23 protein-coding genes are annotated in these 26,807 nt (G+C 67.4%); 11 read left to right on the forward strand and 12 right to left on the reverse strand.

What is annotated here, in order from left to right; genetic code table 11:
* The 5 genes from KY501_RS48085 to hydA all read right to left on the reverse strand — a co-directional run.
* A partial coding sequence (locus KY501_RS48085) for a hypothetical protein (RefSeq protein WP_224372040.1) occupies window positions 1-225 on the reverse strand: 225 nt, incomplete at its 3' end.
* Window positions 226-750: 525 nt separating this feature from the next.
* On the reverse strand, window positions 751-2,139 hold the full coding sequence (gene preA, locus KY501_RS48090; RefSeq protein ID WP_224372042.1) for an NAD-dependent dihydropyrimidine dehydrogenase subunit PreA: 1,389 nt from the start codon (window positions 2,137-2,139) through the stop codon (window positions 751-753).
* 6 nt (window positions 2,140-2,145) lie between these two features.
* Window positions 2,146-3,483, reverse strand: a complete 1,338-nt coding sequence (locus tag KY501_RS48095) for an FAD-dependent oxidoreductase (protein WP_224372044.1) — start codon at window positions 3,481-3,483, stop codon at window positions 2,146-2,148.
* A gap of 36 nt (window positions 3,484-3,519) precedes the next feature.
* Window positions 3,520-4,395, reverse strand: a complete 876-nt coding sequence (locus KY501_RS48100) for a nitrilase-related carbon-nitrogen hydrolase (RefSeq protein ID WP_224372046.1) — start codon at window positions 4,393-4,395, stop codon at window positions 3,520-3,522.
* Between the two features lie 56 nt (window positions 4,396-4,451).
* Window positions 4,452-5,846, reverse strand: a complete 1,395-nt coding sequence (hydA, locus tag KY501_RS48105; RefSeq protein WP_224372048.1) for a dihydropyrimidinase — start codon at window positions 5,844-5,846, stop codon at window positions 4,452-4,454.
* A gap of 161 nt (window positions 5,847-6,007) precedes the next feature.
* Between hydA and KY501_RS48110 the strand changes: the two genes are divergently transcribed.
* The 7 genes from KY501_RS48110 (at window position 6,008) to KY501_RS48140 (ending at window position 15,207) form a co-directional block, all read left to right on the forward strand.
* Window positions 6,008-7,333 carry a Vgb family protein gene (locus KY501_RS48110; protein WP_224372051.1) on the forward strand — a complete coding sequence of 442 codons (1,326 nt, stop codon included), beginning with the start codon at window positions 6,008-6,010 and terminating at the stop codon, window positions 7,331-7,333.
* A gap of 108 nt (window positions 7,334-7,441) precedes the next feature.
* Window positions 7,442-8,413 (forward strand): hypothetical protein, encoded by a 972-nt coding sequence (locus KY501_RS48115; RefSeq protein WP_224372053.1) that lies wholly within the window; start codon window positions 7,442-7,444, stop codon window positions 8,411-8,413.
* Window positions 8,414-8,607: 194 nt separating this feature from the next.
* Complete coding sequence (locus KY501_RS48120; RefSeq protein ID WP_224372055.1) at window positions 8,608-9,510, forward strand: hypothetical protein; 903 nt, start codon at window positions 8,608-8,610, stop codon at window positions 9,508-9,510.
* Window positions 9,511-9,638: 128 nt separating this feature from the next.
* A complete protein-coding gene (locus KY501_RS48125) occupies window positions 9,639-10,850 on the forward strand; it encodes a cytochrome P450 family protein (RefSeq protein ID WP_224372057.1) in 1,212 nt (403 codons plus the stop codon).
* Window positions 10,851-11,080: 230 nt separating this feature from the next.
* Complete coding sequence (locus KY501_RS48130; RefSeq protein WP_224372059.1) at window positions 11,081-11,908, forward strand: mechanosensitive ion channel family protein; 828 nt, start codon at window positions 11,081-11,083, stop codon at window positions 11,906-11,908.
* A 50-nt stretch (window positions 11,909-11,958) separates the two neighbouring features.
* The gene (locus KY501_RS48135; RefSeq protein ID WP_224372061.1) at window positions 11,959-12,183 is read left to right on the forward strand and encodes a hypothetical protein; all 225 of its coding nucleotides are present in this window, start codon (window positions 11,959-11,961) and stop codon (window positions 12,181-12,183) included.
* Window positions 12,184-12,258: 75 nt separating this feature from the next.
* The gene (locus KY501_RS48140; protein ID WP_224372063.1) at window positions 12,259-15,207 is read left to right on the forward strand and encodes a DEAD/DEAH box helicase; all 2,949 of its coding nucleotides are present in this window, start codon (window positions 12,259-12,261) and stop codon (window positions 15,205-15,207) included.
* Window positions 15,208-15,247: 40 nt separating this feature from the next.
* Here KY501_RS48140 and dusA read toward each other — a convergent pair whose 3' ends face one another.
* Window positions 15,248-16,246, reverse strand: coding sequence for a tRNA dihydrouridine(20/20a) synthase DusA (gene dusA / locus KY501_RS48145; RefSeq protein WP_224372196.1), 999 nt, complete (start codon window positions 16,244-16,246; stop codon window positions 15,248-15,250).
* A 170-nt stretch (window positions 16,247-16,416) separates the two neighbouring features.
* Window positions 16,417-17,331, reverse strand: a complete 915-nt coding sequence (locus KY501_RS48150; RefSeq protein ID WP_224372065.1) for a pirin family protein — start codon at window positions 17,329-17,331, stop codon at window positions 16,417-16,419.
* A 184-nt stretch (window positions 17,332-17,515) separates the two neighbouring features.
* Between KY501_RS48150 and KY501_RS48155 the strand changes: the two genes are divergently transcribed.
* Both KY501_RS48155 and KY501_RS48160 read left to right on the forward strand, forming a co-directional pair.
* Window positions 17,516-17,917 (forward strand): winged helix-turn-helix transcriptional regulator, encoded by a 402-nt coding sequence (locus KY501_RS48155; protein WP_224372068.1) that lies wholly within the window; start codon window positions 17,516-17,518, stop codon window positions 17,915-17,917.
* A 173-nt stretch (window positions 17,918-18,090) separates the two neighbouring features.
* A complete protein-coding gene (locus KY501_RS48160) occupies window positions 18,091-19,620 on the forward strand; it encodes a PPC domain-containing protein (protein WP_224372070.1) in 1,530 nt (509 codons plus the stop codon).
* 91 nt (window positions 19,621-19,711) lie between these two features.
* Here the strand turns inward: KY501_RS48160 and KY501_RS48165 are convergent, their stop codons facing one another.
* Window positions 19,712-20,908: a cytochrome P450 gene (locus KY501_RS48165; RefSeq protein WP_224372072.1), complete on the reverse strand. Its 1,197-nt coding sequence runs from the start codon at window positions 20,906-20,908 to the stop codon at window positions 19,712-19,714.
* A 401-nt stretch (window positions 20,909-21,309) separates the two neighbouring features.
* Window positions 21,310-21,765 (reverse strand): YaiI/YqxD family protein, encoded by a 456-nt coding sequence (locus KY501_RS48170; protein WP_224372074.1) that lies wholly within the window; start codon window positions 21,763-21,765, stop codon window positions 21,310-21,312.
* A 108-nt stretch (window positions 21,766-21,873) separates the two neighbouring features.
* On the opposite strand from KY501_RS48170, the gene KY501_RS48175 reads away from it, so the two are divergent.
* Window positions 21,874-23,619, forward strand: a complete 1,746-nt coding sequence (locus KY501_RS48175; RefSeq protein ID WP_224372076.1) for a serine/threonine-protein kinase — start codon at window positions 21,874-21,876, stop codon at window positions 23,617-23,619.
* A gap of 23 nt (window positions 23,620-23,642) precedes the next feature.
* Here the strand turns inward: KY501_RS48175 and KY501_RS48180 are convergent, their stop codons facing one another.
* Genes KY501_RS48180 through KY501_RS48190 form a run of 3 tightly spaced genes read right to left on the reverse strand, consistent with a single transcriptional unit; the run spans window position 23,643 to window position 25,699 of the window.
* Complete coding sequence (locus KY501_RS48180; protein WP_224372078.1) at window positions 23,643-24,023, reverse strand: translation initiation factor; 381 nt, start codon at window positions 24,021-24,023, stop codon at window positions 23,643-23,645.
* Between the two features lie 33 nt (window positions 24,024-24,056).
* Complete coding sequence (locus KY501_RS48185) at window positions 24,057-25,376, reverse strand: thioredoxin domain-containing protein (RefSeq protein WP_224372080.1); 1,320 nt, start codon at window positions 25,374-25,376, stop codon at window positions 24,057-24,059.
* Complete coding sequence (locus KY501_RS48190; protein WP_224372082.1) at window positions 25,373-25,699, reverse strand: cupin domain-containing protein; 327 nt, start codon at window positions 25,697-25,699, stop codon at window positions 25,373-25,375. The genes KY501_RS48185 and KY501_RS48190 overlap by 4 nt, the downstream gene beginning before the upstream one ends.
* Before the next feature lie 38 nt (window positions 25,700-25,737).
* On the opposite strand from KY501_RS48190, the gene ygfZ reads away from it, so the two are divergent.
* Complete coding sequence (ygfZ, locus tag KY501_RS48195) at window positions 25,738-26,802, forward strand: CAF17-like 4Fe-4S cluster assembly/insertion protein YgfZ (RefSeq protein ID WP_224372084.1); 1,065 nt, start codon at window positions 25,738-25,740, stop codon at window positions 26,800-26,802.
* Window positions 26,803-26,807: the final 5 nt, after the last annotated feature.

Below are 26,807 nucleotides of genomic sequence, written 5' to 3' on the forward strand. Positions count from 1 at the left end.
CTCGCGCTCGGCCCAGCCCGAGTGGTCCTTGAGCGACAGGAACTTCAGCGCGTGCAGTTGCTCACCCCGCCGCGCCAGGAACACCGTGCCGAAGCCGCCCGCTCCCAGCCGCCGTTCCACCATATAGGGGCCCACCTCCGTGCCCGGCCCTATCTGCGACACCGAGGTGTGATGCCGCCTGCGGCGCCCCTTCGCCGCAGCGGGCCTGACGGCGGGTTCACTCATGGCGGGCCTCCCTGGTAGGGAAGCTCACGCTAACACAACCGCTCAGGTAAGATGCGCTCAAGCACCCATGACACGGACTTCTCACCCCAACGGAGGCCCGTACGGCCCAAGGGAGAGCTCCGCCGGCATGAGGATGCATGTCCAAACGTTCGGACATGCCCTTCAGGATGAGCGCCTGTAAGGTGCCTCAGCAATCCACAGAAAGGACTCCCCTTGAAGCACGTGTTCGCAGCGCTCGCGGCAGTCACCTTGCTTGGCACGGGGTGTGGTGTTGCCTCAGCAGAGGACCCGGAGACCGCGGAGGGTACGCCGATCTCCCAGGAGCTCGCTGAATGCTCCAGCACGCTCCCTCAGTGCGCGTCACTCGATGGAGCCAACTGCACCCCTCGGGGCGCACAGAAGAGCTGCTGTGAGGGAACCATCACCACTTACTGTGCCTGCTCGTCCGGAAACCACTGGGTGTGTCCGTAAGCAGGCGCTGGGGTCCCCTCCGCTGAGGTGGGAGGGGACCGCCTTCAGAAAAGGTCAGCTGCTCTTCCCGCGAGCCGCGACCGTGGCATCGAGTCCGCCAGGCACGAAGTCCGTGCCCTTCGCCACGCGATCGTTCCACGTCTCCGTGGGCTTGCCCGAGGGAATCTCCTCCATGGTGATGCAGTCCGGCACCGGGCACACCAACTGGCACAGGTTGCACCCCACGCACTCGTCCTCATGCACGAAGGGCACCCGCGCCCCCGGCGTGCCGGCCTTCGCCGTCACCACCCGGTTGGGGATGCTCGTCGGGATGTGCGTGTGGCCGGCCTTGCGGGACTCCTCCTCCGTCCGCCCCGGGATGTGGATGCACTGGTGCGAGCCATCCATGCACGCCACGTAGCAGAGCTGGCAGCCGATGCACTTGTCCTCGTTGATCTTCGCCACCAGCTTGTAGGACAGGTCCAGCTCGCCCCAATCCTGGTACGCGGGCACCGCGCGGCCGCGCAGCTCGGCCACGGACTTCAAGCCCTTCTCGTCCATGAAGTTCGAGAGGCCCTCGATCATGTCCTCGACGATCCGGTAGCCGTAGTGCATCACTGCCGTGCACACCTGCACCGAGGTGGCGCCCAGCGCGATGAACTCCGCCGCGTCCCGCCAGTTGGAGACACCGCCAATCCCCGAGAACGCCAGCTTGCCCACCTGCGGGTGCCGCGTGAGCTGCGACATGAGGTGCAGCGCGATGGGCTTCACCGCCGGGCCGCAATAACCACCGTTGGTGGACGCCTTGCCCACGCGCGGCAGCGGCACCATGCGGTCCAGGTCCACTCCCATGATGGACTTCACCGTGTTGATGAGGGACAGCGCCGGGATGCCCGCGCGCGCCGCCGCCTCACCCGGCTCGGTGATGTCACCCACGTTTGGCGTGAGCTTCACGATGACGGGCACCCGGGCGAACTCCATGGCCCACCGGGAGATCTCCTCCAGCACCTTGGGCTCCGCGCCCACCGCCGAGCCCATGCCGCGCTCGCACATGCCATGAGGGCAGCCGAAGTTGAGCTCCAGCAGGTCCGCGCCGGTGTCCTCGGCCTTGCGGATGATCTCCTTCCACTCCTCCTTCGTCTCCACCATCAGCGAGGCGATGAGGGTGTGCTTCGGATAGCGCCGCTTCACCTCGCGCATCTCGCGCAGGTTCACCTCGAGCGGCCGGTCGGTGATGAGCTCGATGTTGTTGAGCCCCATCAGCCGGGTGTTGCCGTAGTCGATGCCGCCGAAGCGGCTCGTCACGTTGACGATGGGGTTGCCCAGCGTCTTCCACACCGCGCCGCCCCAGCCCGCATCGAAGGCCCGCATCACCTGGTCGCCGGTGTTCGTCGGCGGCGCGGAGGCCAGCCAGAAGGGGTTCGGGCTGCGCACGCCGCAGAAATCAATCGACAGATCGGCCATCTCGTCTCACTCCCCTACCAGGTGCCGCTGGATGTCCCGGACGGCGATCTTCGCTTCCGCCACGGCGTTGACGACTTCCTTGCCTCCGTTGACGCAGTCGCCGCCGCTCCACACCTTCGCGTGGCCCGTGCGGTGCGTGGCCGCATCCACCTTCACCCGCCCGCGCGCGTCCAACTCCACGCCCGGGAAGGCCTTCGCCACGCCCGTGGCGCGCTCCTGGCCAATGGCCATGACGACCAGCTCCGCCGGCACCACCTCCTCGGTGCCCGGCACGGGCTTGCCATCGCGCGTGGTGGCCAGCTTCACCGCCACCACCTTGCCGCCCTCGCGGACAACCTCGACCGGCTGCCGGTTCTCCACCAGCCGCACGCCGTCCACGCGGGCGCTGTCCAGCTCGTGGGCATAGCCGCCCATCTCCTTCTCGGAGCGGCGGTACACCATGTCCACCTCCACCCCGAGCAGCACCAGTTCGTGGGCGATGTCCAACGCCGTGTTGCCGCCGCCGACGATCATGGCGCGCTTCACGCCCTGCAGCTTGAAACCGGGCTCCGCCTTGATGCGCTCAATGAGGAGCGTGGCGCCCTCGACGCCCTCGCCGTCCTCGCCCGGAACTCCCAGCCGCGAGTCCGCCCCGAGCCCCAGCCCGAGGAACACGGCGTCATGGCTCGCAATCAGCTCCGAGGCCGACACCTGCCCCGGCCCCTTCGCCTGCTCCACCACCTCCACGCCGGTGCGCAGCTCGATGCGGCCCAACGAGAACACCCACTCCATCTCGCGGAGCGCCTCGGGGCCCTTGAGCTTGTACGGAGCGATGCCCAGCGAGTTCAGCCCACCGGGGATCGCCTTGCGCTCATAGATGATGCAGGTGTGCCCCTCCAGCGCGAGCATTCCCGCCGCCGCGATGGACGCGGGGCCCGAACCCACCAGAGCAATCTTCTTGCCCGTGGCAGGCTTCGCCTGGAAGAGCTCCGGCGTCTTCTTCAGGGTGTTCTCCACCGCGAAGCGCTGCAGCCGGCCGATGTTGATCGCCTCGCGGCCCCAGCCCGTGTACACGCACGAGCCGGCACACAGCACCTCGACCGGGCACGCCTGGGCACAGCTCTGCCCCAGGATGTTGGCGGTGAGGATCGTCCGCGCGGCTCCCCGGATGTTGCTCGTGCCGATCTTCCGGATGAACTCGGGGATGTTGATGGCCGTGGGGCATGCCTTGATGCACGGGGCATCCGAGCAATACAGGCAACGGTTGGCCTCAGCCACCGCCTCGGCCTGCGTGTAGAGGGGCTTCTTGTCCTTGAAGCCCTCCTCGGCACGACCCGACGGCAGCTCGAAACGCTTCGGTTCCATGACTCTCATGTGGGTGAAGACCTCGGAGACACTTGCCTACGGGAGCTGCTTGACCATGTTCTCGTAGGTCTCTGGCCGGCGGTCCCGATAGAACTGCCAGGTGCGGCGCACCTCCTCGATCAAGTCGAGGTTCATCTCCGCGGTGACAAGCTCGTCCTTGTCCTCGCTGCCCACCGCGAGCATGTTGCCGCGCGGATCGCAGAAGTAGCTGGTGCCGTAGAACCTGCCGATGTTCCACGGGGCCTCGGTGCCCACGCGGTTGCTCGCGGCGATGAAATAGCCGTTGGCGACGGCATGGGCCGGCTGCTCCAGCTTCCAGAGGTACTGAGACAGGCCCGCCACCGTGGCCGACGGGTTGAAAACAATCTCCGCCCCGTTCAGTCCCAGCAGGCGCGCGCCCTCGGGGAAGTGCCGGTCGTAGCAGATGTACACGCCGATCTTCGCGTAGCGCGTCTGGAACGTGGGGTAGCCCAGGTTGCCCGGCTTGAAGAAGTACTTCTCCCAGAAGCCGTTGGTCTGCGGGATGTGATTCTTGCGGTACTTGCCCAGGTACGTGCCGTCCGCGTCCACCACCGCCGCGGTGTTGTAGTAGACGCCCGCCATCTCCCGCTCGTAGATGGGGATGACCATCGCCATCTGGTACTTCTTGGCGTAGGCGGACAGCCGCTCCACCGTGGGGCTGTTCGGGATGGGCTCGGCGATGTCACACCACTTCGCGTCCTGCGAGGGACAGAAGTAGGGGCCGTTGAAGACCTCCTGGAGACAGAGGATCTGCGTGCCCCGCTTGCCCGCCTCCTCGATGAGCGGCAGGTGCTTCTCGAACATCGCATCGCGGATCGTCTGCACGGAGGCCGACGGGTCGTTGATGGGATTGGACATCTGGATGAGCCCGCCGATGACCTTACGTGCCATGAATCCTCTGGGAGGGTGATGTGCTGGGGGTGGGGAGAAAGGGAGCGTCCTGGGACTCAGCGCAGCAGCGAGCCGGTCAACGCCCGCTTGACGAACTGTCCGCCGCGCTCCGTCTTCATCACGTTCTTCTCGATGATGACGCGGCCGCGCGAGAGCACCGTCTCGGTGAAGCCCTGCACCTCGAAGCCCTCGTAGGCGCTGTAGTCCACCTTCATGTGGTGGGTGTGCGGGTTCTTCACGCTGATGGTCTCCTTGCGGTTCGGATCGAAGATGACGATGTCCGCATCCGAGCCCACGGCGATGGTGCCCTTCTTCGGGAAGAGGCCGAACGCCTTGGCCGCCGCCGTGGACGTCAGCTCCACGAAGCGGTTGAGGCTGATGCGCCCGCCGACCACGCCGCCGTTGTAGACAAGGCTCATCCGGTTCTCCACGCCCGGCGCCCCGTTCGGAATCTTGGTGAAGCTGTCCTTGCCCAGCTCCTTCTGGTCCTTGAAGCAGAACGGGCAGTGGTCCGTGGCGATCGTCTCCAGGTCCCGGAACTTCAGGCCCTGCCACAGCACGTCCTGGTTCCACTTCTCGCGCAGCGCGGGCGTCATCACCCACTTGGCTCCCTCGAAGCCCTCGCGCTCGTAGTAGCTCTGGTCCAGGAAGAGGTACTGGGGACATGTCTCGGCGATGACGTCCACGCCACGGGCCCGGCCGATCTTCACCTGCTCCAGCGCGTCCGAGCTCGACAGGTGGACGATGTACAGCGGTACCTTGGCCACCTCGGCGATGCTGATGGCGCGGTGCACGCCCTCGGCCTCCATGCGCGTGGGCCGGGTGAGCGCGTGGTACTTGGGCTCCGTCTTCCCGTCCTTCACCGCCGCCTTGATGATCTCGTCGATGACGATGCCGTTCTCGGCGTGCATGCAGATGCGGGTGCCGTTCTCCCCCGCCTGCCGGAACGTGCGGTAGAGCGTCCCGTCATCCACATAGAGGACGCCCGGGTACGCCATGAAGAGCTTGTACGAGGTGACGCCCTCGTCGGCCAGCCTGCGCATCTCCGGCAGCCGCTCGTCCGGCATGTCGGTGATGATCATGTGGAAGGCGTAGTCGATGGTCGCCTTGCCGTTGGCCTTGTCGTGCCAGATGTCCAGCCCCTTGAGCGTGGACTCGCCCCGAGGCTGGATGGCGAAGTCGATGATGGTGGTGGTGCCACCGAACGCCGCCGCCTTGGTGCCACTGGCGAAGTCGTCCGCCGAGGTGGTGCCACCGAACGGCATGTCGAAGTGGGTGTGGGGATCGATGCCGCCGGGGAGGACCAACCGGTTCGAGGCATCGATGACCTGGTCGGCCTGGACCTTCAGGTCCTTACCGATGAGGGAGATCTTCTCGCCCTCGATGAAGACGTCCGCCATGTAGTCATCCACGGCGGTGACGATGCGACCATTCTTGATGAGGATGCTCATGCTTCCCTCTCTCTAATGGGCCGAAGCAGACTGAATACCCTGTAGGTAGATTCCGAGGCAAACGGCCGCCCAAATCAAGCTCGGAGGGAAAGCAGCCGGGTGGGCTTGACGCCGGGCGCTCCGGGGCTTGAACTCTCCCCCGCTTTCAACCCGTGGGGGAAATGATGCGCCGAATCACCGTCGCCGGGCTCCTTGGCTTCTCGCTGCTCTTCGCCGCCTGTGATGATGAAGGCCCCTCCGACGAATGCGAGGCGGGCACGGGCACCGGCACCCTGCAGCTCACGGTGACCGGGCTGCCGGGCTCCCTCCCAGCGAATGTGCAGGTCCTCGGGGGCGGGGGCACCCAGATCGTCAACGGGACGCAGACGCTGGAGTTGACCACGGGGACGTACACCCTGGGCCCCCCGTCGGTGGTGGCCGCGCCCCACCCCCTCTTCCGCACGGCCTACCGTCCCGACGGCAGCATCCCCCCCATCTGCATCGAGAAGGGAAAGCGCTCCGAAGCCACCGTCACCTTCGCCCCTGTCCCCAGCAGCGGGAAGCTCTGGACGAGCAACGGCTCGGGCGGCAACACCGCCCCGCTCCTCGGGTTCTCCGCCGAGGTGCTGGGCTCCAGCGGGAGTCCCGCCGCCACCGTGGCCGCTGCGACGGGCGGCGCGGAGGGCTCCGCGTTCGACCGCGAGGGGAACCTCTGGGTGGTGGGGGGCACGGCTGGGGATCCCCCGGTGATCATGTACGCGTCCTCGACGCTGGGGAGCTCGGGCCCGAAGACGGCGACCGTCACCCTGAGTGGAGGCCCACTCGAGGGAGGCTTCCCGCGAGCCCGCGCGCTGGCCTTCGACCCGACAGGCAACCTCTGGGTGAGCGTCGGCTTCAACAACAAGATCGTCAAGTACAACCAGGCCCAGCTCCCTGGCGGCGGCAGCCCCACCCCACCCGTGGAGTTCACCCAGGACAGCCAGGGCCCCTCGGGCCTCGCGTTCGACCGCGAGGGCAACCTGTGGGTCGCTTTGAGCGGCGCTGACAAGGTGGGCCGCTACAACGCCAGCCGCCTCTCCGCCTCGTCCACCGCGGCCCCGGACTTCGTCATCGAGGCGCGCACGCCGCCCCCCGTCATTGGCAACCTCAGCGCGCCCACGGGGCTGGCGTTCGATGCCTCGGGCAACCTGTGGGTGAGCTTCAACGGGACCCTGGCCCGCCTCACTCCCGCGGACCAGAGCGGCTCGGGGACGGCCACGATAACGCCCGCGGTGCAGATCACCCTCTCCGTCAGCGCGCTCCCGGACGGGCTCGTGTTCGACGAGTCCGGCAACCTCTGGTTCGCCCACAGCGCGGGCAAGTTCGGGCGCCTCAACGCCAGCCAGCTCACCAGCTCCGGCACCAAGGATCCCGACATCGTCATCAGCAGCCCGGACGTCGGCTACAGCGGCTGGTTCTCCTTCTATCCCGCCCCGGCCAATCTCCCGCTCTACCACCGCCTCCCGTAAGTCCCTGTTTCCACAGGCCATTCCGTTCCACACCGACATCAGGCAACTTTTGCCTACCTTGTGGGACAATATGGCATCGGATTTACATTCAATTTCTGGGAGCACCCCATGAGCACCATCGATCGCAGCCGCAGCAGCTTCAGCCCGGCGACCACCGCCCGCGCAGCCACCACCGCAGCCCCTGAGAAGAAGTCGTTGGGCCTGTTCAACCCGCTGGAGAAGCTGGCGAACCTGGCCAAGGAAGGCATCGCCGACATCCCCCGCTTCCTGAAGATGGGGGCGGACGTGTTCGACGCCACGGCGGTGGCCGAGGTGGAGAAGCTCTTCGGCGGCAACGCCAAGCCGGACCGGATGAACGACGGGCAGTTCGTGGGGACGCAGGGACAGACGTTCCCGCCGGGCACTTCGCTGGGGCAGATCCCCGGCATCACGCCGAAGGGCAACCCGAACCCTTCGGAGACGATCCTCTACGTCAACGGCATCATGACGCCGCTGGACAACCAGGTGCAGGAGATGCAGTCCATCGCGGAGACGTCGGGCGCGAAGGTGGTGGGGATCCACAACTCGACGCAGGGGCTGGCGGCGGACCTGGCGCAGTGCGTGACGGACAAGCTGGACAAGGGCAGCAACCCTGCGGTGGATACGCTGGCGGACACCGTCTACACGGAGCTGAAGGCGGGGCGTGACGTGCACCTGATGGGCTACAGCCAGGGCGGCCTCATCACCGCGCGGGCGCTGCAGCACGTGTCTGACCGCCTGCGCCTGGAGGACGGGCTGTCGAAGGCGGACACGGAGAAGCTGCTGGGGCACCTGAAGGTGGAGACGTTCGGTGCGGCCTCGACGAAGTACGTGGATGGGCCGCAGTACGTGCACTACGTGAACAACGCGGACGCGGTGCCCACGCTCACGGGCCTGGGCGGCAGCGTGGATCCGCTGGCCTTCCTGAAGGATGCGGGCAAGGGCGCGGTGGTGCACCGCTTCACCGACGGCAACCTCAACCTCATCAGCAACCACATGCTGGACACGCTGTACATGAAGCACCGCGTGTCTTTCGAGGAGGCCCGCGCCGGCCACTTCTAGAGCATGCCGCCAGGACCAGTCTTCCACCGCCAATCCAAGTGCGTGTGGACCTCGAGAAATCCCGCCCATCGCATTCAGTCCAGCCGCCATGGGCCAGTGAAGAGTTCTCCCGGCCGCGCCAGCGTTCTGACACACTCCGTGCGGCCAGCCTGCACTCGCAGGTCTGGCCCTGGGTTCCCTCTACGGAGTCTCCATTGCGCATCCACCGGCTCTTTCCCCTCCTCGTGATTGCCAGTCTCGGCGCCTGCGCCCACGGCACCGACGGTGCCCTGACAGGCACCGAGGCACCAGACCCCTCACGTCCACTGGCCCGCTTCCGCCACCCCAGCAGCATCGAGGTCCGTCCTGGCCAGCCTCCTCCCATGGAGTGCGATGCGCTGTGCGAGAAATACAGGGCCGCGCTCGCCGCCGCGAAGTATCCCAGCACGGGAGCAATCTCCGTCACGCTGACTCCGCTGCTGCCCACCACCCCCGGGCTCCAGTGGAACAACGGGATGATCCTGATGGGGACCTGGACGCAACTGAAGCCCTTCGAGAAGCTCGAGCCCGGCCAGTCCTTCCAACTCACGGACGCCACATGGTGGACCGCCGTGCCCCTCATGCAGCAGTGGTGTCAGCAGACGGGCCTCAAGGGCGCCGACCTGAGCCTGCGCATCGCCCAGATGCTGGGCATGCCCCCGCCCCCCTGGACTCCCAACGATGGCTTCATCCAGGTCTGGGTGAATCCCCAGAACATCTTCCGCCCATGCCCCGATCCCGAGATCTCCGACCATGAGTGCGAGGTGCAGATCCCCATGGTGCCGCCCTACGTCCCCGCGGAGAACCAGCCGCCGTGGGCCTGCTCGGGAATCCAGACGTCGCTCAAATACGTCGACGTCGCGCCCGCGCATCTGAAGTGGATGTGCGCCAACTGGACCGCCAGCTACAACCAGGGCTCCACGTACTCCAACTACCCGTGGACAGGACTCGGCTATACCTATGACTGGGGCTCGGACAACCACGTTGGCCAGAGCGAGTTCGTGTCTCCCAAGAACACCACCGTCATCTTCGAGAGCCGAGCGACCACCGACGCGTATTGCACGACCTCCGCCCCTTGAGCGTTCCGCCCGCGACGTAGCAGGTATGCGCGCGCTCGGGGCGGCCCCGCCCAGAGGGTCATGGAGAGCACGGGACGTAGGAGATACTGTCGTCGCTCCACACCCGTGAACCTCGCCTGGAGAACCCCTTGAGCGCGCCGGAGCCTCGCTTCGACCTGTGGTCCCCCGAGGCGCGAGTCGATCCGCTGTCCCTCTACGCACGGATGCGGCAGGAGGCCCCCGTCGCGCGGGTGCTCAGTCCCACGCAGCGAGTCCCCATGTGGATCGTCAGCCGCTACCGGGACACGCAGGAGCTGCTCCGGGACACGCGCTTCACCAAAGACAAGTACAAGTTGGCCGACGAGGACCGGCTGCGCTACTTCCGGGTGGAGGAGATCGAGCAGATCGACAAGCACATGTTGAACTCCGATCCGCCCGTGCACACGCGGCTGCGCTCGCTGGTCTCCCAGGCCTTCACCGCCCGCCGCGTGGAGGCCCTGCGCCCGCGAATCCTCGCCATCGCTCAACGGTTGCTGGACTCCTTCCCTCCCGGCGGGAACGTGGACCTGTTGGAGGCGTTCGCCTTCCCGCTGCCCGTCACCGTCATCGCCGAGTTGCTGGGCGTGCCGCTCGAGGACCAGGACCGCTTCCGCGAGTGGACCCTCACCCTCGTGTCCCCGCCCCACAGCAACAACCTGGAGCCCCTGCGCAAGGCGGCCATCCACTTCCAACAGTACCTCCAGGACTTCCTGGCCCGGCGGCGCGCCGAGCCCCAGGACGATCTCACCAGCGCCCTGATCGCGGCGGAGCAGGAGGGAGATCGACTCACCCCGGTGGAGCTGACCAGCATGGTGTTCCTGCTGCTGGTGGCCGGCCATGAGACGACGGTGAACCTGGTCACCAACGGCGTGTGGGCCCTGCTCAAGCATCCAGAGCAGTTGGAGCGGCTGCGCGGCGATCCGTCCCTCATCGAGTCCGCCGTGGAGGAGATGCTGCGCTACTGCGGCCCGGTGAACCACACCACCAGCCGCTTCGCGCAGCAGGACACCGAGTTCCTGGGCCAGGTCATCCCCGCCGGGCAGATGATCATGGCCTCACTGCTGTCCGCCAACCACGACCCCGAGCAGTTCCCCCAGCCCGAGCGCCTCGACATCACCCGTTCGCCCAACCGGCACCTCTCGTTCGGGGCCGGCATGCACTTCTGTCTCGGGGCCCCCCTGGCGCGGCTGGAGGCCATGCTGGCCATCAACCTGCTGCTCCAACGATTGCCGCACATGCGCTTCGCCGTGGACCCATCCATGCTCCGATGGCGCACCGGCATGCTCATCCACGGCCTGGAGCGGCTGCCCATCGCCTTCTAAGCCGAGGGCGGCTGACGTGTCAGTGCGAGCGCTGACACGTCACCCGGCCGCTGACACGGCCAGTGAACCCAGCTCCTACCTCCTTGAGTGCCCCGCTTCCCTGCACGCGGCCGCCAGCTTGAGAGGATTTCTACCCCTCGGGACGGCTGGCCAGGGTGTTGCAGTTCCTTATCCTCGCCAGTCGTCCATTTCGGCTGGGATTGCCCCAGCCCCAGGAGAGGTGCATCACCATGAATACGGATTTCAATGCGCTGACGGCGGACCTGATCACCAAGGGGACCAGCGTCGGCCTGAAGATGCTGGGCGCCATCGCGCTGTGGGTCATCGGCGGCTGGATGGTGCGCCTGGCGGTGCGCCTGGTACGCAAGGCCATGGAGGTGCGCCGGCTGGACGCGACGATCGCGCGCTATGTGGAGAGCGCCCTCAACGTCCTGTTGAAGGTCGTCCTCGTCGTCGCCATCCTCGGCTACTTCGGACTGGAGACCACGTCGTTCGCGGCCGTGCTCGCGGCGGCCGGCGTGGCCATCGGCACGGCGTGGTCGGGCCTCCTGTCGCACTACGCGGCGGGCATCTTCATGGTGGTGCTGCGGCCCTTCAAGGTGGGCGACGTCGTCACCGCGGCGGGCGTGACGGGCGTGGTGGAGGAGATCGGCCTGTTCTCCACGGTGATCAACACCGGCGACAACGTGCGGACCTTCATCGGCAACAACAAGATCTTCTCGGACAACATCCAGAACTATTCGGCCAACCCCCACCGCCGCGTCGAGCTGTCGGCGCAGCTGAGCCACTCGGATGATCCGCGCGCGGCCATCCAGATCCTCTCGGAGCGGCTGGCGCAGATTCCCAACGTGAAGCAGACGCCAGCCCCCGAGGTGTTCATCAACACCTTCACCCTGGCGGGCCCCGTGCTGGCGGTGCGCCCCTACTGCCCCAACAGCAACTTTGGGCAGGTGTACGCGGACACCAACATGGTCATCCGCGAGGCCGGCTTCTCCGTTCCGGAGACGCACAGCCGCGTCATCAGCGCCACTCCCGCGCCGCAGCGCCAGGTGGCCTGAAGCCGGACGGCGTGCGGCGGGAGGACAGGCTCCTGGGGTAGAGTGTCGGCGTGAACTCCCTCGTCATCCGTCTGGTGTGTGGTGTGCTGTTCGCCGCGCTGGTGCTCGGCATGGTGGCGCACCCACCGGACAACCTCACCCAGGGACTGGGGATGCTGCTCCCTGGGGTCTTCCTGCTGCACTTCGCCCTCCGAGGCCCTCGCCGCTCGCTCATTCCCCGGAAGCGGAGCCCGACCGATTCCCCTTCCCCATCGGTCGAGCCACCGCAGCCCTGAGCGTGCGGGACTGGCCGAATTCGATGAACGTGCGTTGCGCGGCGCCTCCGTGAAGCGTAGGGAGTGCCGTCTCCCATGTCCGCGACCACACAACTGCTCGAGGCCGTCCGGAAAGAAGCCCGCCCTGGCATCTGGACCAACGGAGTGAATCTTGCTCGCTCGGGAGCCGTGGCGCTCCAGTCCCGGAGCGGCACCGAGATCGAGCTGAGGGTCCGAGCTCCCGGCCGATCAGTCCCCGTCACGGTCGTCCTGTATCCAGGGGATGAGGCCTGGGAGTGCGACTGCCCCAGCCGTGTGGATCCGTGCGAGCACGTGGTGGCGTCCGCCATCTCCCTGCAGCAGGCGGAGACCCAGGACAAGCCGCTGGAGGCCACCTCGAGCAAGTGGTCTCGCGTGGTGTACCGCTTCACGCGGGTGGACGGAGGACTGCAGCTCGAGCGCACGCTCGCGCATGCCGATGGGACGGAGGAGCCCCTGGAGGGCAGCCTGCTCTCCATGATGGCGAAGCCCACTCAGGCCGCCACGCTGCAGGTCGAACAGTCGGACCTCATCACAGACCGGCTGCTGGAGAAGCGCACGCGAGGGGCGCTGTCTCCCGAGAAGCTGGATGCCCTGCTCAAGGCGCTCGAGCCGGCGCGCAACGTGCTGCTCGATGGACGGCCCGTGGCCGTGTCGGGTGAGGTCGTCCTCCCGAAGGCCATCGTGGAGGACCGGGGCGCGCAGCTGGTGGTGACGGTCGCGAGGGATCCGCGCGTGGTGGAAGTGGTCAGTGCGGGCGTCGCACTGTGGGGCGATGCGCTGGCGCGGTTGGGCGAGACGGCAATGACGGGCGCGTGGCTCCAGAGCCTCCCGATCGTCCGGACCTTCGCGCCGGAGCAGCTCGGAGAGGTCACCTCGAGGGTGCTCCCAGAGCTGGCGCGGCGCATTCCGATCGAGGTCCTCAGCAAGCGCCTGCCACCCATCGATCGCGAGATGAAGCCACGCATCCAGCTGCAGTTGCAGCAGTTGGAGCAGGGGCTGTCCGTGCTCCCCTCGCTCGTCTACGGCTCGCCGCCGGCGGTGCGGATCGACGCGGGACGCATGGTGTACCTACGAGGCGCGGTGCCGCTGCGCGACGAGGCGGCCGAGCAGAAGCTCCTTCACCAACTCCGGGAGGATCTGAACCTGGTTCCCGGGCGGCGGCTGACGGTGTCGGGCCCGGAGATGGTGCGCTGGGCGGACAAGCTGCGGCGCTTCCACGGAGACCTCACGGGCGACGCGGCGGGGCTGGTGAGCCCGAACGTGAAGCTGCGGCCCCTGCTCAAGGTGGACTCGGCCGGCTCCGAGTCCGGCATCCCGGACGTGCGCTTCACGCTCGAGTTCCAGGTGGAGGGAGCCAAGGGCGAGGCGCAGACGGTGGACGCGGCGGCGGTCATCCGGGCGTGGTCCGAGGGGCTGGGGCTGGTGCCATTGGAGGGAGGCGGCTGGGCGCCCCTGCCTCGGGCGTGGCTGGACAAGAACGGGCAGCGCGTGGCGGACCTGCTGGCCGCGCGGCAAACGGATGGGAAGGTGGCCAACCACGCCCTTCCGGAGCTGGGCGCGCTGTGCGAGACGCTCGAGCAACCGCCTCCGCCGGGGTTGGACAAGCTGGCGCCGATGATCGAGGGCTTCGAGAAGCTCCCAGCGCCGACGCTGCCGGGAGACCTCTCGGCGACGCTGCGCCACTACCAGCAGCAGGGCGTGAGCTGGCTGGGCTTCCTCAAGTCCGCGGGGCTGGGCGGAATCCTCGCGGACGACATGGGTCTGGGAAAGACGCTGCAGACGCTGTGCGTGCTGGGGAAGGGTTCGCTCGTGGTGTGCCCCACCAGCGTGGTGGCGAACTGGGCCGCGGAGCTCAAGCGCTTCCGTCCTTCGCTCAAGGTCTGCGTGTACCACGGGCCCGGCCGCTCACTGGATGCGGCCGCGGACGTGACGCTCACGACGTACGCCATCCTGCGACTGGATGCACCGGTGCTGTCGGAGAAGACGTGGGACGCGGTGGTGATGGACGAGGCCCAGGCCATCAAGAACCCGGAGAGCCAGGTGGCTCGGGCGGCGTTCGGGCTCAAGGCGAACTTCCGGTTGGCGCTCAGCGGTACGCCGCTGGAGAACCGGCTGGAGGAGCTCTGGAGCCTGATGCACTTCACGAACCCGGGGCTGCTGGGCGGGCGCCGGCAGTTCGAAGAGAAGGTGGCTCGGCCCATCGCGGACGGCCAGGCCGACGCGGCGAACCTGCTGCGGCGGCGCATCCGGCCGTTCGTGCTGCGGCGCTTGAAGCGGGATGTGGCGCCCGAGTTGCCGCCGCGCACCGAGGCGGTGATGCACGTGTCTCTGGATGAGCGCGAGCGCTCGGTCTACGACGCGGTGATGGCGGCGACGCGCAAGGAAGTGGTGGCGCTGCTGAGCGAGGGCGGCAACGTGCTCAAGGCGCTGGAGGCGCTGCTCCGGCTGCGTCAGGCAGCGTGCCACCCGGCGCTCGTACCGGGCCAGCAGGCCAACACGTCCTCGAAGGTGCAGACGCTGGTGGAGGCGCTCAGCACAGCGGTCTCGGACGGACACAAGGCACTGGTGTTCTCTCAGTGGACGTCGCTGCTGGATCTGCTCGAGCCGCACCTGAAGGCCGCGGGCATCGGCTTCGATCGGCTGGACGGCTCGACAGCGAACCGCGGAGAGGTGACCGCGAAGTTCCAGAGCCCCGAGGGCGCGCCGGTGCTGATCATGTCGCTGAAGGCGGGCGGCACGGGCCTGAACCTCACGGCGGCGGACCACGTGTTCCTGATGGATCCATGGTGGAATCCAGCGGCGGAGGCGCAGGCGGCGGACCGCGCGCACCGCATCGGGCAGGAGCGGCCGGTCATGGTGTACCGGCTCGTCTCTCAGGGAACGGTGGAGGAGCGAATCCTCGGGCTCCAGGAGAAGAAGCGCGCGCTCTTCGAGGCGGCCCTGAGCGAGACCTCGGCGGCAACAGCCATCACTCGCGAGGACCTGCTCGAGCTGTTCAACTGAGCCGGGCGCGGCCGACCGGTATGCCTGTCATACCAGTCGGTCAGGCCGCGACTTCGGCCGGGGCAGCCCGTGGCACCAGGGCGAGCGCCGCCGAAACCACCTCAGGACCTGCTCCCGGCCTGTGCACGTTCTCGCTCAGGTACCGGCGCCAGGCCCGAGCCCCCGGCAGCCCCTGGAAGAGTCCGAGCATGTGCCGGGTGATGGCATTGAGCGGTGCCCCGTCCCGCCGACGCTCCTCGATATACGGGTACATCGCCTCAACCACCCCATGGCGATCCCGCGGAGTCTCCGTGGATCCAAAGAACCGCCGGTCCGCCTCCGCCAGGATGTATGGGTTGTCGTAGGCGGCACGACCGATCATCACGCCATTCACGTGCTTCAGGTGCTCGGCGGCGACATCCAGGGTCTTGATGCCCCCGTTGATGCTGATGTCCAGGTGCGGGAACTCGGACTTGAGCCGGTGCACCAGTTCGTAACGCAGCGGCGGAATATCCCGGTTCTCCTTAGGACTGAGCCCCTGCAACCACGCCTTGCGCGCGTGCACGATGAAGCGCGTGCACCCCACCCCCGAGACGAGCCGTACGAAGTTCTCCAGCGTCGGCCACTCCTCCATCTCGTCGATGGCGATCCGCGACTTCACCGTCACCGGGATGCGAACGGCCTCCCGCATCGCCCCCACCAGTCGCGCGACCAGCTCGGGCTCGGCCATCAGGCACGCACCGAAGCGTCCAGACTGCACCCGGTCGCTTGGGCAGCCGACGTTGATGTTGATCTCGTCGTAGCCCCACTCCTCACCGATGCGAGCCGCTTCAGCCATCTTGTCGGGCTCGGAGCCTCCCAACTGGAGGGCCACCGGGTGCTCGGCCGGCGAGAAGCCCAGCAGGCGCTCGCGGTCGCCGTGGATCACGGCCCCCGTGGTCAGCATCTCCGTGTAGAGCAGCGTGTGCCGGCTGATCTGGCGGTGGAAGTACCGGCAGTGCCGGTCGGTCCAGTCCATCATCGGCGCCACGCACAGTGGCATGGGGTAGGCCAGCATCATGAGAGAACCCAAGCGGGCCTCCCCAGCATCCTCGCCAGGGAGCCCGCGCAGGAAACGCATCTACCCTGCTTTGCCCGCGCCGCCCACCCCTTCTGTCAGCCAGTGTTCCTCACGCAGAGAGGAGGGGCTGTCCACCCGCTCCCCCTCCCTACCTGCGAGCACCCTGGGCCTCAAGGGCTGGCGCCGTCACCGCTCACCTGCGCCGTGCGGGTGATCTCCCCCATCCGGCCACTCTGGAAGTCCTCGAACGCCTGGACCAGCTCCGCCCGCGTGTTCATCACGAAGGGGCCATAGCGAACCACGGGCTCGCGGAGCGGCACGCCGCCCAGCAGCAGGAACCGAGCCGTCCCCGTCCCACCCCTCAAGCGCACGGCCTCTCCCTCCTCGAGCACCGCCAACTGTCCCTCCTCGGCCCGCTTCCCCGCGTCTCCAATCTGGAGCGCCCCCTGGAACACGTACACCATCACGCGCAGCTCGGGCGCCAGCGGAACGGTGACGTCGGCTCCAGGCTGCAACGTCCAGTCCTGGAGAACGATGGGCGTGACCGTGTCAATGACTGCCCGCGCCCCCAACGCCTCACCTGCAATCACGCGCACGTGCGCCAGCCCATCCTCGGTGCGAGCCTCGGGCAGCTTCGCGCTCGAGATCTCCTGGTACCGAGGCCGCATCATCTTGTGCCGCTTCGGCAGGTTCACCCAGATCTGGAATCCATGGACGCGGCCTCCCTGCTCGCGGATGCGCCGCGACGGCATCTCCGAGTGGATGATGCCCGCTCCCGCCGTCATCCACTGCACGTCCCCGGAATGCAGCACCCCGCGATGCCCCGCCGAGTCCTCGTGCTCCAGCTCGCCCTCCAGCACGTACGACACCGTCTCGAAGCCCCGGTGAGGGTGGTCCGGAGCACCCAGGGCCTCGCCGGGCCCGTAGTCGATCGGCCCCAGCTCGTCGATGAGCAGGAACGGATCGACCGAGTCCAACCCCATCGTGGGGAAGGGACGCCGCACGATGAACCCCGCTCCCTCATGCTGATACTGCGAAGAAGTGAGGCTCGCGACCTCCCGCACTCTGCCGATGCTGCCACTCATGACGTTCTCCTTCGATGCCACGGCCTCTTGGGACCGGGCTGCTTCCCCACAGGAAGTCACTTCCCTGTGGATAGCTTTGACTTAACGCTGAACTTCCCCCTGTCAAGTCACTTCCCTGGAGAAAGCGACTCCCCTCAATACAGCTGGCCCCCGAGCGGCGGCGAGCCCATACTTGGAAGCAGCGATGGAAAAGTCCCTGGACCCTCTGTGCCCCAGCATCCAGGCAGCGCTCGGCCTGCTGAGCCGCCCCTGGACGGGGTTGGTGCTCGCCGTGCTGCAGGACGGCCCCCTGCGCTTCAGCGAATTGGCCACGCGCATCTCCGCCATCGGAGACAAGACGCTGTCGGCGCGCCTCAAGGAGCTGGAGGCCAAGGGGCTCGTCGTGCGCGACGTCCAACCCGGCCCGCCCATTCGCGTCGCCTACCAGCTCACGCCCAAGGGCGCCGCCTTCCGCAAAGTGGTGGAGGCCATCGACACGTGGGGCCAGCAGTTCCTCGAGCCTGGGGAAAACCCCCAGCGCTCTCCCGAGCGGATCCCTCTCAAGGAGAATGCTCGCCGCCGCTCCGGTGCTCGCAAAGCGAAGTGAGCATGCCTTCCGCCCGAAGACCTCTTGCGTGGCGAGAAAACATAGACACCAGATGGGTTGGATCCGCGGCGACTGTTATTGAGCGGCTATCGCCATTGAATGTCAGACCGATGTCTCAGGGTGCTGCTCACCACGACGACGAGTCGGCGGTATCACCCTCGAGGAGATCGGCGTTGAAGAACACCCTTGCAAGAGCAGCGATGATGTCGTGCCTGACGGCCCTCATGGCCTGTGGCCCCGAGATGACCGGCGATGAGGAAGCACTCCTGGAGCCCGAGGAACCAGGCCAAGAGCTCCAGACGTCCCTGAAGTCCCTGAAGGAAATCGAGCTCACCGAAGTCGGCTGCACCTCCGTCTACACGCTCAGCAACGGCGTGGCCAAGACGGGACTCAATGCGCCAGACAAGACATGGTCCTGCATCTACACCATCACTCCACCCGCGGGTTCCACGAACCTGAAGTTCGAGACGAGTGAGGGAACAGGGGACGCGGACCTCTACGTGAAGTTCGGTTCCGCCCCCACGGATGGGGTGTACGACTTGAGCTCGGCGTACTCCTCCGGCAACACCGAGTCCATCAATGTCGCGACGCCGCAGTCCGGCACCTACTACGTGCGGTTCTTCGGCTACAGCGCGGTGTCAGGTGTCTCCCTCAAGGCCTCGTACACCACCGGGACCTCGCCCCCTACGAGCTGCTCCACCACCTATACGCTCTCCAATGGCTCATCCAGGACGGGGCTGACTGCAGGAGAGAAGGTCTGGTCCTGCACCTACGCTCTGGCCGTGCCCTCGGGCGCCACGGACCTGAGGTTCACGACGAGCGGCGGAACGGGCGACGCGGACCTGTACGTGAAGTTCGGCTCCATTCCGACGGATGGCTCCTCTGACTTCTCATCGGCGGGCGGGGGCAACTCCGAGAACGTCACGGTCCCCACCCCGCAGGCGGGCACCTACTATGTGAGGCTGTTTGGCTACAGCGCTGCGTCCGGCATCACCCTGACGGGCTCGTACACGCCCGGGACTCCGCCCCCCACGAGCTGCTCCACCACCTATACGCTCTCCAATGGCTCACCCAGGACGGGAGTGGCTGCAGGAGAGAAGATCTGGTCCTGCATCTACGCGCTGTCCGTGCCCGCGGGCGCCACGGACCTGAAGTTCACGACGAGCGGCGGAACGGGCGACGCGGACCTGTACGTCAAGTTCGCCTCCACTCCGACGGAGAGTTCCTATGACTTCTCGTCAGCGGCCGGGGGCAACTCCGAGAGCATCACGATCCCCACCGCGCAGGGTGGCACCTACTACGTGCGGCTGTTTGGCTATCACTCGGCAACGGGCATCACCTTGACGGGCTCGTACACCCCTGGAACCCCGCCCCCCACGAGCTGCTCCACCACCTATACGCTCTCCAATGGCTCGCCCAGGACCGGCATCAGCGCGGCGACAGGGCTCTGGTCCTGCATCTACACGCTGTACGTTCCCGCTGGGAAGACGAGCGTGACCTTCCAGACGAGCGGCGGCACGGGAGACGCGGAGCTCTACGTGCAGCTCGGCTCCACGCCGACGAGCACCTCGTATGCCTGCTTCTCGGCAGCGGGCGGCAATACCGAATCCTGCACGATCTCCTCCCCGCAAGGCGGCACCTACTATGTGCGGCTGTATGGCTATAGCACCGCGTCGGGCATCACCCTGACGGGCCAGTACTGAGCACCGGGCCGTCCTGAAGTCCCGGGCCTCTGGGAGCAACGTTCCTCTCAGAGGCCCTCCTTCCTGTCGTGCGAGCGCCGTCGCTCACCGCTCAGGCTGGGTGTAGCACCAGCGGGAGGATTCCAGGCCCTCGCTGCAACAGCGTGCGGTTCCAGGTGATGGACTCCGGCGCTCGCTCCAGCCGACTGAACCGCTTCAAGAGCACCTCCAGCCCCAGACGTCCCTCCAGCCGCGCCAGTTGTGCCCCCATGCAGAAGTGCACGCCATGCCCGAAGGGCAGGTTCTGCGGCCCAGGCCGCTGCGCATCGAAGCGGTCCGGCTCCGGAAAGTGGGTCTCGTCCCGGTTGGCCGAGCCCAGCAGCACCAGCACCCGGGCTCCTTTTGGCAGCCGGACACCTCGCAGCTCCACCTCTTCCGTGGTCATCCGCGGCACCGCCTGCACGGGCGGCTCGTAGCGCAGCACCTCCTCCACGAAAGGAGGAATGAGCGAGGTGTCGCCTCGCAGGCGCTCCAGCAACTCCGGACGATCCAGCAGCACCGCCAGCGAGGAGCCCAGCAGGTTCACCGTCGTCTCGATTCCTCCCACCAGCAGCAGCGCCAGGAAGGCGATCAACTCATCCTGCGACAGCGCCTCGCCGCCGATGCGCGCCCGCAGCAGATCGCTCACCATGTCGTCGCCCGGCTCGCTCCGGCGCCGCTCCAGCAGCTCACCGAAGTAATGCCTCAGCTCCGCCACCGCGTTGCGCGCCACCTGCATCCGCTCGGGCTCGTCCGGCCGCACCGTGGTGACGCCCCCGGTGATGAGGTCCGCCCACTGCTTCAGCCGGACGTGCAGCGACGGGTCCAACCCCATCATGTGGCCGATGACGCTCGCCGGGATGCGCATGGAATACGCCTTCACCATGTCCACGGGCTGGCCCAGGGGAATCTCGGAGACGATCTGCTCCGTGAGGGCTCGCACGCGCGGCTCCAGCCGGGCCATGGCGGACAGCCCGAAGGCCCGGTTCACGAGCCCCCGCAGCCGCCCGTGCTGAGGCGGATCCTGGGCAATCATCGAGTCGGAGAACGGATTGCCCCCCAGCCACGGCGGGTTCGTCGTCTCCCCGAAGCCCCGCGAAGAGAACAGCTGCGGGTTCTTCAGCACCTGCATCGCGTCGTCGTACCGAGACACCCCCCACATGCCGCCAGGATCCACCTGGCAGATGGGCGCGTTCAGGCGCATGTCCGCGTATGCCGGGTAGGGGTTGGCCTTCAACTCGGGGGACAGCAGGTTGTAGCGGGCACTCATCGTCGGGAATCTCGGGGATGAAGAGGCGCGGCATTTTACCGGGGCGACAACGGCTGGCCTCGAACCCTGCAATCTGTCGCTGATGTAGGTTTTCTGTCCCCACATTCCAAAGAGCGTGCTAAAAAACACACTCAAAGTGCGCCCTACATGATGTAAAGCCGTACCCACTGTCCTAAAGGACCATGTCAGTATCAAATATCGAGAACATGGGTTGACTTCGACACTCCGGATTTGCTTGGATTCCCCTGAGGACGGACGCCGCAGCCCTTTCACGAGGAGAACGATCCATGCAGGCACTCAAGACGGAGATCCCCGCTGCCAGCATCTACCCCGCTCCGTTCGAGGATTTCCCGGAGCCGCTCCCGCAGGCGTAGGCGCTGCGCCGCCCGGTCGCGAGCTCGTCACCCACGCTTGAGAAGCCGGGTCAGCTCGCGGTCCAATGTCGCGGCGAACAGTTGACGGTCCTGAGCAGAGAAGCCCCCGGGCCCTCCCGTCATCACGCCGCTGTCCCTCAGTTCTTGCATGAAGTTGCGCACCGAGAGCCGCTCCGCGATGTTCTCCTCGCTGAAGAGCTCGCCTCGGGGATCCAACACCACCACTCCCTTGGGCACCAGCAACGCCGCCAGGGGAATGTCCTGCGTCACGGCGAGATCTCCAGCCTGCGCTGACGCGGCGATGTGAGTGTCCGCCACGTCCAGCCCCGCCCCCACCTGCACCGTGGAGACGAACTCCGAGCGCGGCAGGCTCAGACGTTTGTTGGCCACGAAGACGGCGGAGATCCGCAAGCGCTGCGCCGCGCGCAGAAGGATGTCTCTCACCGGTCCCGGACATGCATCGGCATCGACCCAGATCTTCATGCAGAGCGCATCCTCGCGAGAAGCCCCGGCCGCAGTCCACCGCGCTGAGTCTCCTGGGAGCCGAGGGGCTGTGAAGTCTCACGCCGTGACGGGTAGGATGGCCGCCGCATGGGGCTTCAACCGGGAGATCGCTTCGGCCGCTATGAGCTGGTCTCGCGGCTCGGCCACGGAGGCATGGCCGAAACCTGGCGGGCCCGGCTCCTGGCCGCCGCCGGCATCACCAAGCCCGTGCTCATCAAACGCATCCTCCCCGAGTACGCCAGCGACGAGGCGTTCATCTCCATGTTCATCAGCGAGGCGCGCATCTCCGCCACGCTGTCGCACGGCAACATCGCCCAGGTGCACGACTTCGGAGAGATGGACGGCGAGTACTTCCTGGCCATGGAGTTCGTGGACGGGCGGCCGCTGGATCGCATCATCAAGCGCACGCTGCGCTCGGGGCTGAGCGCCTTCCCCCGGCCCCTGGCGCTCTTCATCGCCATCGAGATGAGCCGGGGCCTGCACTATGCCCACACGCGCAGGGATGACAGCGGCAAGCCCCTGGGCATCGTCCACCGGGATATCTCTCCGGACAACGTGCTGGTCAGCTACGAGGGCCAGGTCAAGCTGGTGGACTTCGGCATCGCCAAGGCGCGCCTGCAGCGCAACTTCCAGACCGAGCCGGGCATGGTGAAGGGCAAGTACCTCTTCTTCTCGCCCGAGCAGGCGCGCGGAGAAGAGGTGGATGCGCGCACGGATGTGTGGGCCACCGGCATCGTGCTCTATGAGTTGCTGTGCGGGCGGCTCCCCGTCGAGGGCCCCGAGTACGTAGCGCTCCCCAAGTTGCTGACGGGCGCGTTCCCCCGCCCCAGCATGCTGCGCCCCGACATGCCCGAGGAGCTGGAGGCGCTCGTCATGAAGGCGCTGGCGCTGAAGCGGGAGGAGCGCTTCGAGTCCAGCCACGCCTTCGGGGACGCGCTCACCAGCTACCTGTACGCCTCGACGCCCCGCTTCTCGGCGCTGTCGCTCTCGCACTTCGTCCAGGAGCTGTTCCGGGAGGACCTGGGTGCCGAGGGCCGCTCGGTGCAAGTGCCCACCGCGTTCCTCGAGGAGCTGGCCTCCTGGCGCGCACCGCCCACCGCACCCACCCGGGCGAAGGTGCCGGTAACCCAACCCCTCCCTCCTCCCACGACCCAGCCGCTGCCTCCCGTGGACACCGAGACCGTGACCGTGGCGCCCTTCGTGTCCACCCGCGTGCCGGCGCTCCGGCGGCAGTCGCGCAAGGCGTGGGTGCTGCTCGCGGTGGCGGCCACCGCTGGGGTGGCCTTCGCGGGCGTCAAACACCGTCCGGACCGATTCGTCTCCGCGTGGTGGGAGTCCACCTTCCCGCCTCCTTCCGGCCCCCTGGCGCCCGCGCCTTCGGGAGTGGCGGATTCAACTGTCCCCTCGTCTCCGGGGAGTGCCCCTACCCCGCAGACGGAATCCAAGCCCGCAGCCCCCGGAGCGACGGCGAAGCAGGACACGCCCCCAGAGTCCTCCGCTTCGACGAAGCCCTCCTCGCCCCCGAAGGTTCCTCCGCCAGCGGAGCCGCCGCCCGCCCAAGAGCCTGCGCGCTCCACGTCCCAGGACGCATGGGCGCTGGCCGATAACGCGCGCGCCCTCATGCACCAGGCAAAGTTCTCCGAGGCCGCCGAGGTGCTCTCTCGCTGTGTCCAGGTGGATCCCCACCATGGCGAGTGCCGGAGGCTCTACTCCGCCGTGCTGCTCCAGTTGGGGCAGCCGGACAGAGCGCAGCAGCAGATGAAGGAGTTCCTGCACAATCCCCCCACGGAGCGGCCTCGGGATCTGCCGCGCAAGCCGCTCCCTTCCTATTAAGGAGTCCGCGGCCCTCGAGCGGCTCAGCCCACCGTGACGCGCCGCACGCCGCGAGCCTCCAGCAGCGCGGGCAGCCGATCGCGCTGATCGCCCTGGAGCACGAGCGACTCCTCCTCCACCACCCCGCCGCAGCCCAGCGCACCCTTCAGCGCCTTGAGCCACACTTCGCGCTCCGCTGACGGCAGCCCAAGCTGCTCGACCACCGTCACTTCCTTCCCACCGCGCCCCTTGCGCTCCATCCGCACCACCGCACGCGCTGGCCCCTTGCGCTCCTCCTTCTCCGGCGCCTTCACCGGCTCCGGCTTCGAGGGCAGCTCCTCGCGCCGGGCGGACAGCCCCGCGAACGGGTTGTTGAACGGCGCCGCGGGAGCTGCGGGCTCAGGCTTCTTGTCTTTCTTTCCCATCGTCGAGCCAAAGCGTGCGGGAGGGACAGCGACTCAGTGCGAGTCGGCCACGGGGCGGTTGGGCGGCGGGAGCACCCGGAACGCGGGAGCATTCGCATCTCCCCCCGCCAGCACCAGGGCAAAGATGAACGGCACGCTGGGCATCACCACGCGCCCGTTCACCACGACGAGCGGCGTGCCCTCGATGTGGTGCTGCATCGCGTAGGAGATGTCCTCCTGGAGCTTGCGCGTCGTGTCCGTGCTGTTCACGCACGCCTCGAGCTGCGAGCGCGACACCGAGCCGGACGAGGCAATGCTCATCACCGTGTCCACGGACAGCGCGTTCTGGGCCGCGAAGAGCTTCTCGCGCAGCTGCCAGTACTCCGGCGCGCTCTCCAGGCAGATGGTCGCCTTGGTCGCCAGACAGCGCAGGCCACCGTCGGTGAACTCCGGAGAGATGGTGGGATTGCAGGCACCATCCAGCGGATAGTGGCGGGCCTCCATGGACATCTTCCCCTCGGGCACGCGCTTGCGCATCTCGGCCATGGCCTCCACGAGCGCCCGGCAGTGGGGACACTTGTTGTCCGTCCACTCGACGATCTTCACGGGCGCGTCCACCGGCCCATCCCGGCGCCGGGCGACCGCCTTGGCCGGCAGCGGCTTCTCCTGGCGGTACTGCGCGAGCGCGTCGGACAGCTGCTGCAGATCTCTCGGCGACAGCGCCTGCAGGTACGACTCCAGCGAGGTCGGCTCGGAGGTGAGCTGCGGCAGCACGTCTCCCTCGGAGGAGGCCTTCGGGGTGGCTCGGCCCGGGAGGCTCAGGGCAATGAAACCGGCCACGGCGAACCCACCCGCCCACTGCAGCGCGGAGCCCCACTCACCCGCCAGGGGCATGAGCGGACCGGGAAGTCCCCGCCAGGCCACGACCGCGAAGGCGAGCACGAGCACATAGGTGCCCAGGCACGTGAGGCACAGGGCTCCGGCCGAGGCGCTCACGCTGGCCAGCAACACGGTGGTCACCCCGCCCACGGCCGCCGTGAGCCTCAAGCCGTTGACGGCGGGCCGCACGGAGTGGCCTCCGCTGCGCCACGTCAGGTACAGGCCGGCCAGAGCGGTGGCCACCAGGCCCCACAACAGGCCCAAGCCCGCCACGGGGATGCCGAGCAACTCGTGGATACGGCTGGCGAAGGGGGTGTTCCAGACGGTCTCGCAGTTCACGTGCTCGGAGACGCTGCACACGGTGGTGCCACCGTTGCGCAGCGTGAGGAGCTGGGACCACTGGAAGAGAGAGAGCGCGCTCTCGGCGAGCCCCAGGACCAGCAGCGCCGTGGCGCCGCGAACGGGGACGGGAGGGGGCGGGTTGGCCTTGCTCATGCGTGCTCCGGAGGGGGGGTCATCAAAACGAGGAGCCGGGCGTTGTCCGGCCCGTCATTCGTCACGCCGTGCTCCACGCCGGCGGGGGCGAAGACAGAGGCACCGGGGCCGTGGGACTCCTCCTCGGCGCCGATGCGGAAGCGGCAGCGGCCCTCGAGCACCACGTACACCTTGTCGGACATGGGGTGCTTGTGAGGCTTCTGGGCCTGCCCCGGGGACAGGCAGTACACGTCCAGGAAGAAGCGCCCGGACTGGAACACGTTGTGCTTCTGGAGCTTCTCCGCGGAGAAGCCTTGGAAGGCGGACAGGTGCTTCACATCCATCGTGGCATTCGCTCCTGGGCGTCTATATAGCGACGGGCATGGAACCGCTGACGCTGCATTTTCTTCACGAGCAGGCGGGCGCCCGCTTCACGGCGGTGGGTGGCCGGGAAGTGGCGGCCGATTATGGAGACTCGGAGGCCGAGTATCGAGCGGCACGAGAGGCCGTCGCGCTACATGATGCCTCCTACCGCGAGACGCTCCGGATAACGGGGGAAGACAGGGCAAGCTTCCTACACGGAATGGTGACCCAGGACGTGAAGGGTCTGGCCCCCGGCACAGCTGCCTACACGGCGATGATTACGGCCAAGGGGGCCATGGTGGCGGACGCCCGGCTCCTCAAGCGCGAGGCCGACCTGCTCCTGGACCTGGAGCCGGGGATGGGCGCCAAGGTCAAGGAGTTCCTGGAAAAGTACCTCATTTCCGAGGACGCGGAGATTCATGAGGTGACGGGCGAGTGGGCCCTGCTGAGGCTGCTCGGTCCCAAGGCAGCCGAGGTGCTGGGCGCCACGCTGGGGAGCCCCTTCGCGCCGCTGGCGGCGAACACCACCCGGGAGGCCACCCTGGCGGGGACTCCGGTGCTGCTCATGGGGAGTCCGGGCTTCGAGAAGCACCAAGTGGACGTGCTGGTGCCTCGGGGAGCGCTGGAGGCGGTGTGGAAGGCACTCGTCCAGGCCGGAGGGGCTCACGGGCTCAAGCCGCTGGGCTTCCAGGCGCTGGAGCTGCTCCGGGTAGAGGCGGGAGTGCCGCGCTACGGGCAGGACATGGTGGACACGACCATTCCGCTGGAGGCGAACCTCACCCATGCCATCTCCTACAACAAGGGCTGCTACATCGGGCAGGAGGTGATTGCCCGCGCCACCTTCCGCGGCCATATGAACCGCAAGCTGGCGGGCCTGCTCCTGGGAGACCTGGAGGTGGCACCCGGCACGGAGCTGCGCAAGGGAGAGAAGAAGGTGGGGTGGATTACCAGCGTGGTGCGCTCGCCGGTGCAGGGCCAGCGGGTGGCGCTGGGCTACGTGCACCGGGACCACCTGACGCCGGGCACGGAGCTGACGCTGGCCGAGGGGCCGACCGTGAAGGTGGCGCCGCTGCCGTTCCTGTAGCACCT

The organism is Hyalangium versicolor, assembly GCF_020103695.1.
Taxonomy (GTDB): Bacteria; Myxococcota; Myxococcia; order Myxococcales; family Myxococcaceae; genus Hyalangium; species Hyalangium versicolor.

Bases quoted from the DNA above. Each gene is read 5' to 3' on its own strand.
- KY501_RS48140 (WP_224372063.1), top strand. From the start codon at position 12,259: ATGTCCGCGACCACACAACTGCTCGAGGCCGTCCGGAAAGAAGCCCGC.
- KY501_RS48100 (WP_224372046.1), bottom strand. From the start codon at position 4,395: ATGGCACGTAAGGTCATCGGCGGGCTCATCCAGATGTCCAATCCCATC.
- KY501_RS48130 (WP_224372059.1), top strand. From the start codon at position 11,081: ATGAATACGGATTTCAATGCGCTGACGGCGGACCTGATCACCAAGGGG.
- ygfZ (WP_224372084.1), top strand. From the start codon at position 25,738: ATGGAACCGCTGACGCTGCATTTTCTTCACGAGCAGGCGGGCGCCCGC.
- KY501_RS48155 (WP_224372068.1), top strand. From the start codon at position 17,516: ATGGAAAAGTCCCTGGACCCTCTGTGCCCCAGCATCCAGGCAGCGCTC.
- KY501_RS48165 (WP_224372072.1), bottom strand. From the start codon at position 20,908: ATGAGTGCCCGCTACAACCTGCTGTCCCCCGAGTTGAAGGCCAACCCC.
- KY501_RS48185 (WP_224372080.1), bottom strand. From the start codon at position 25,376: ATGAGCAAGGCCAACCCGCCCCCTCCCGTCCCCGTTCGCGGCGCCACG.
- KY501_RS48095 (WP_224372044.1), bottom strand. From the start codon at position 3,483: ATGGAACCGAAGCGTTTCGAGCTGCCGTCGGGTCGTGCCGAGGAGGGC.
- hydA (WP_224372048.1), bottom strand. From the start codon at position 5,846: ATGAGCATCCTCATCAAGAATGGTCGCATCGTCACCGCCGTGGATGAC.
- KY501_RS48150 (WP_224372065.1), bottom strand. From the start codon at position 17,331: ATGAGTGGCAGCATCGGCAGAGTGCGGGAGGTCGCGAGCCTCACTTCT.
- preA (WP_224372042.1), bottom strand. From the start codon at position 2,139: ATGGCCGATCTGTCGATTGATTTCTGCGGCGTGCGCAGCCCGAACCCC.
- KY501_RS48170 (WP_224372074.1), bottom strand. From the start codon at position 21,765: ATGAAGATCTGGGTCGATGCCGATGCATGTCCGGGACCGGTGAGAGAC.
- KY501_RS48190 (WP_224372082.1), bottom strand. From the start codon at position 25,699: ATGGATGTGAAGCACCTGTCCGCCTTCCAAGGCTTCTCCGCGGAGAAG.
- KY501_RS48110 (WP_224372051.1), top strand. From the start codon at position 6,008: ATGATGCGCCGAATCACCGTCGCCGGGCTCCTTGGCTTCTCGCTGCTC.
- dusA (WP_224372196.1), bottom strand. From the start codon at position 16,246: ATGATGCTGGCCTACCCCATGCCACTGTGCGTGGCGCCGATGATGGAC.
- KY501_RS48180 (WP_224372078.1), bottom strand. From the start codon at position 24,023: ATGGGAAAGAAAGACAAGAAGCCTGAGCCCGCAGCTCCCGCGGCGCCG.
- KY501_RS48115 (WP_224372053.1), top strand. From the start codon at position 7,442: ATGAGCACCATCGATCGCAGCCGCAGCAGCTTCAGCCCGGCGACCACC.
- KY501_RS48175 (WP_224372076.1), top strand. From the start codon at position 21,874: ATGGGGCTTCAACCGGGAGATCGCTTCGGCCGCTATGAGCTGGTCTCG.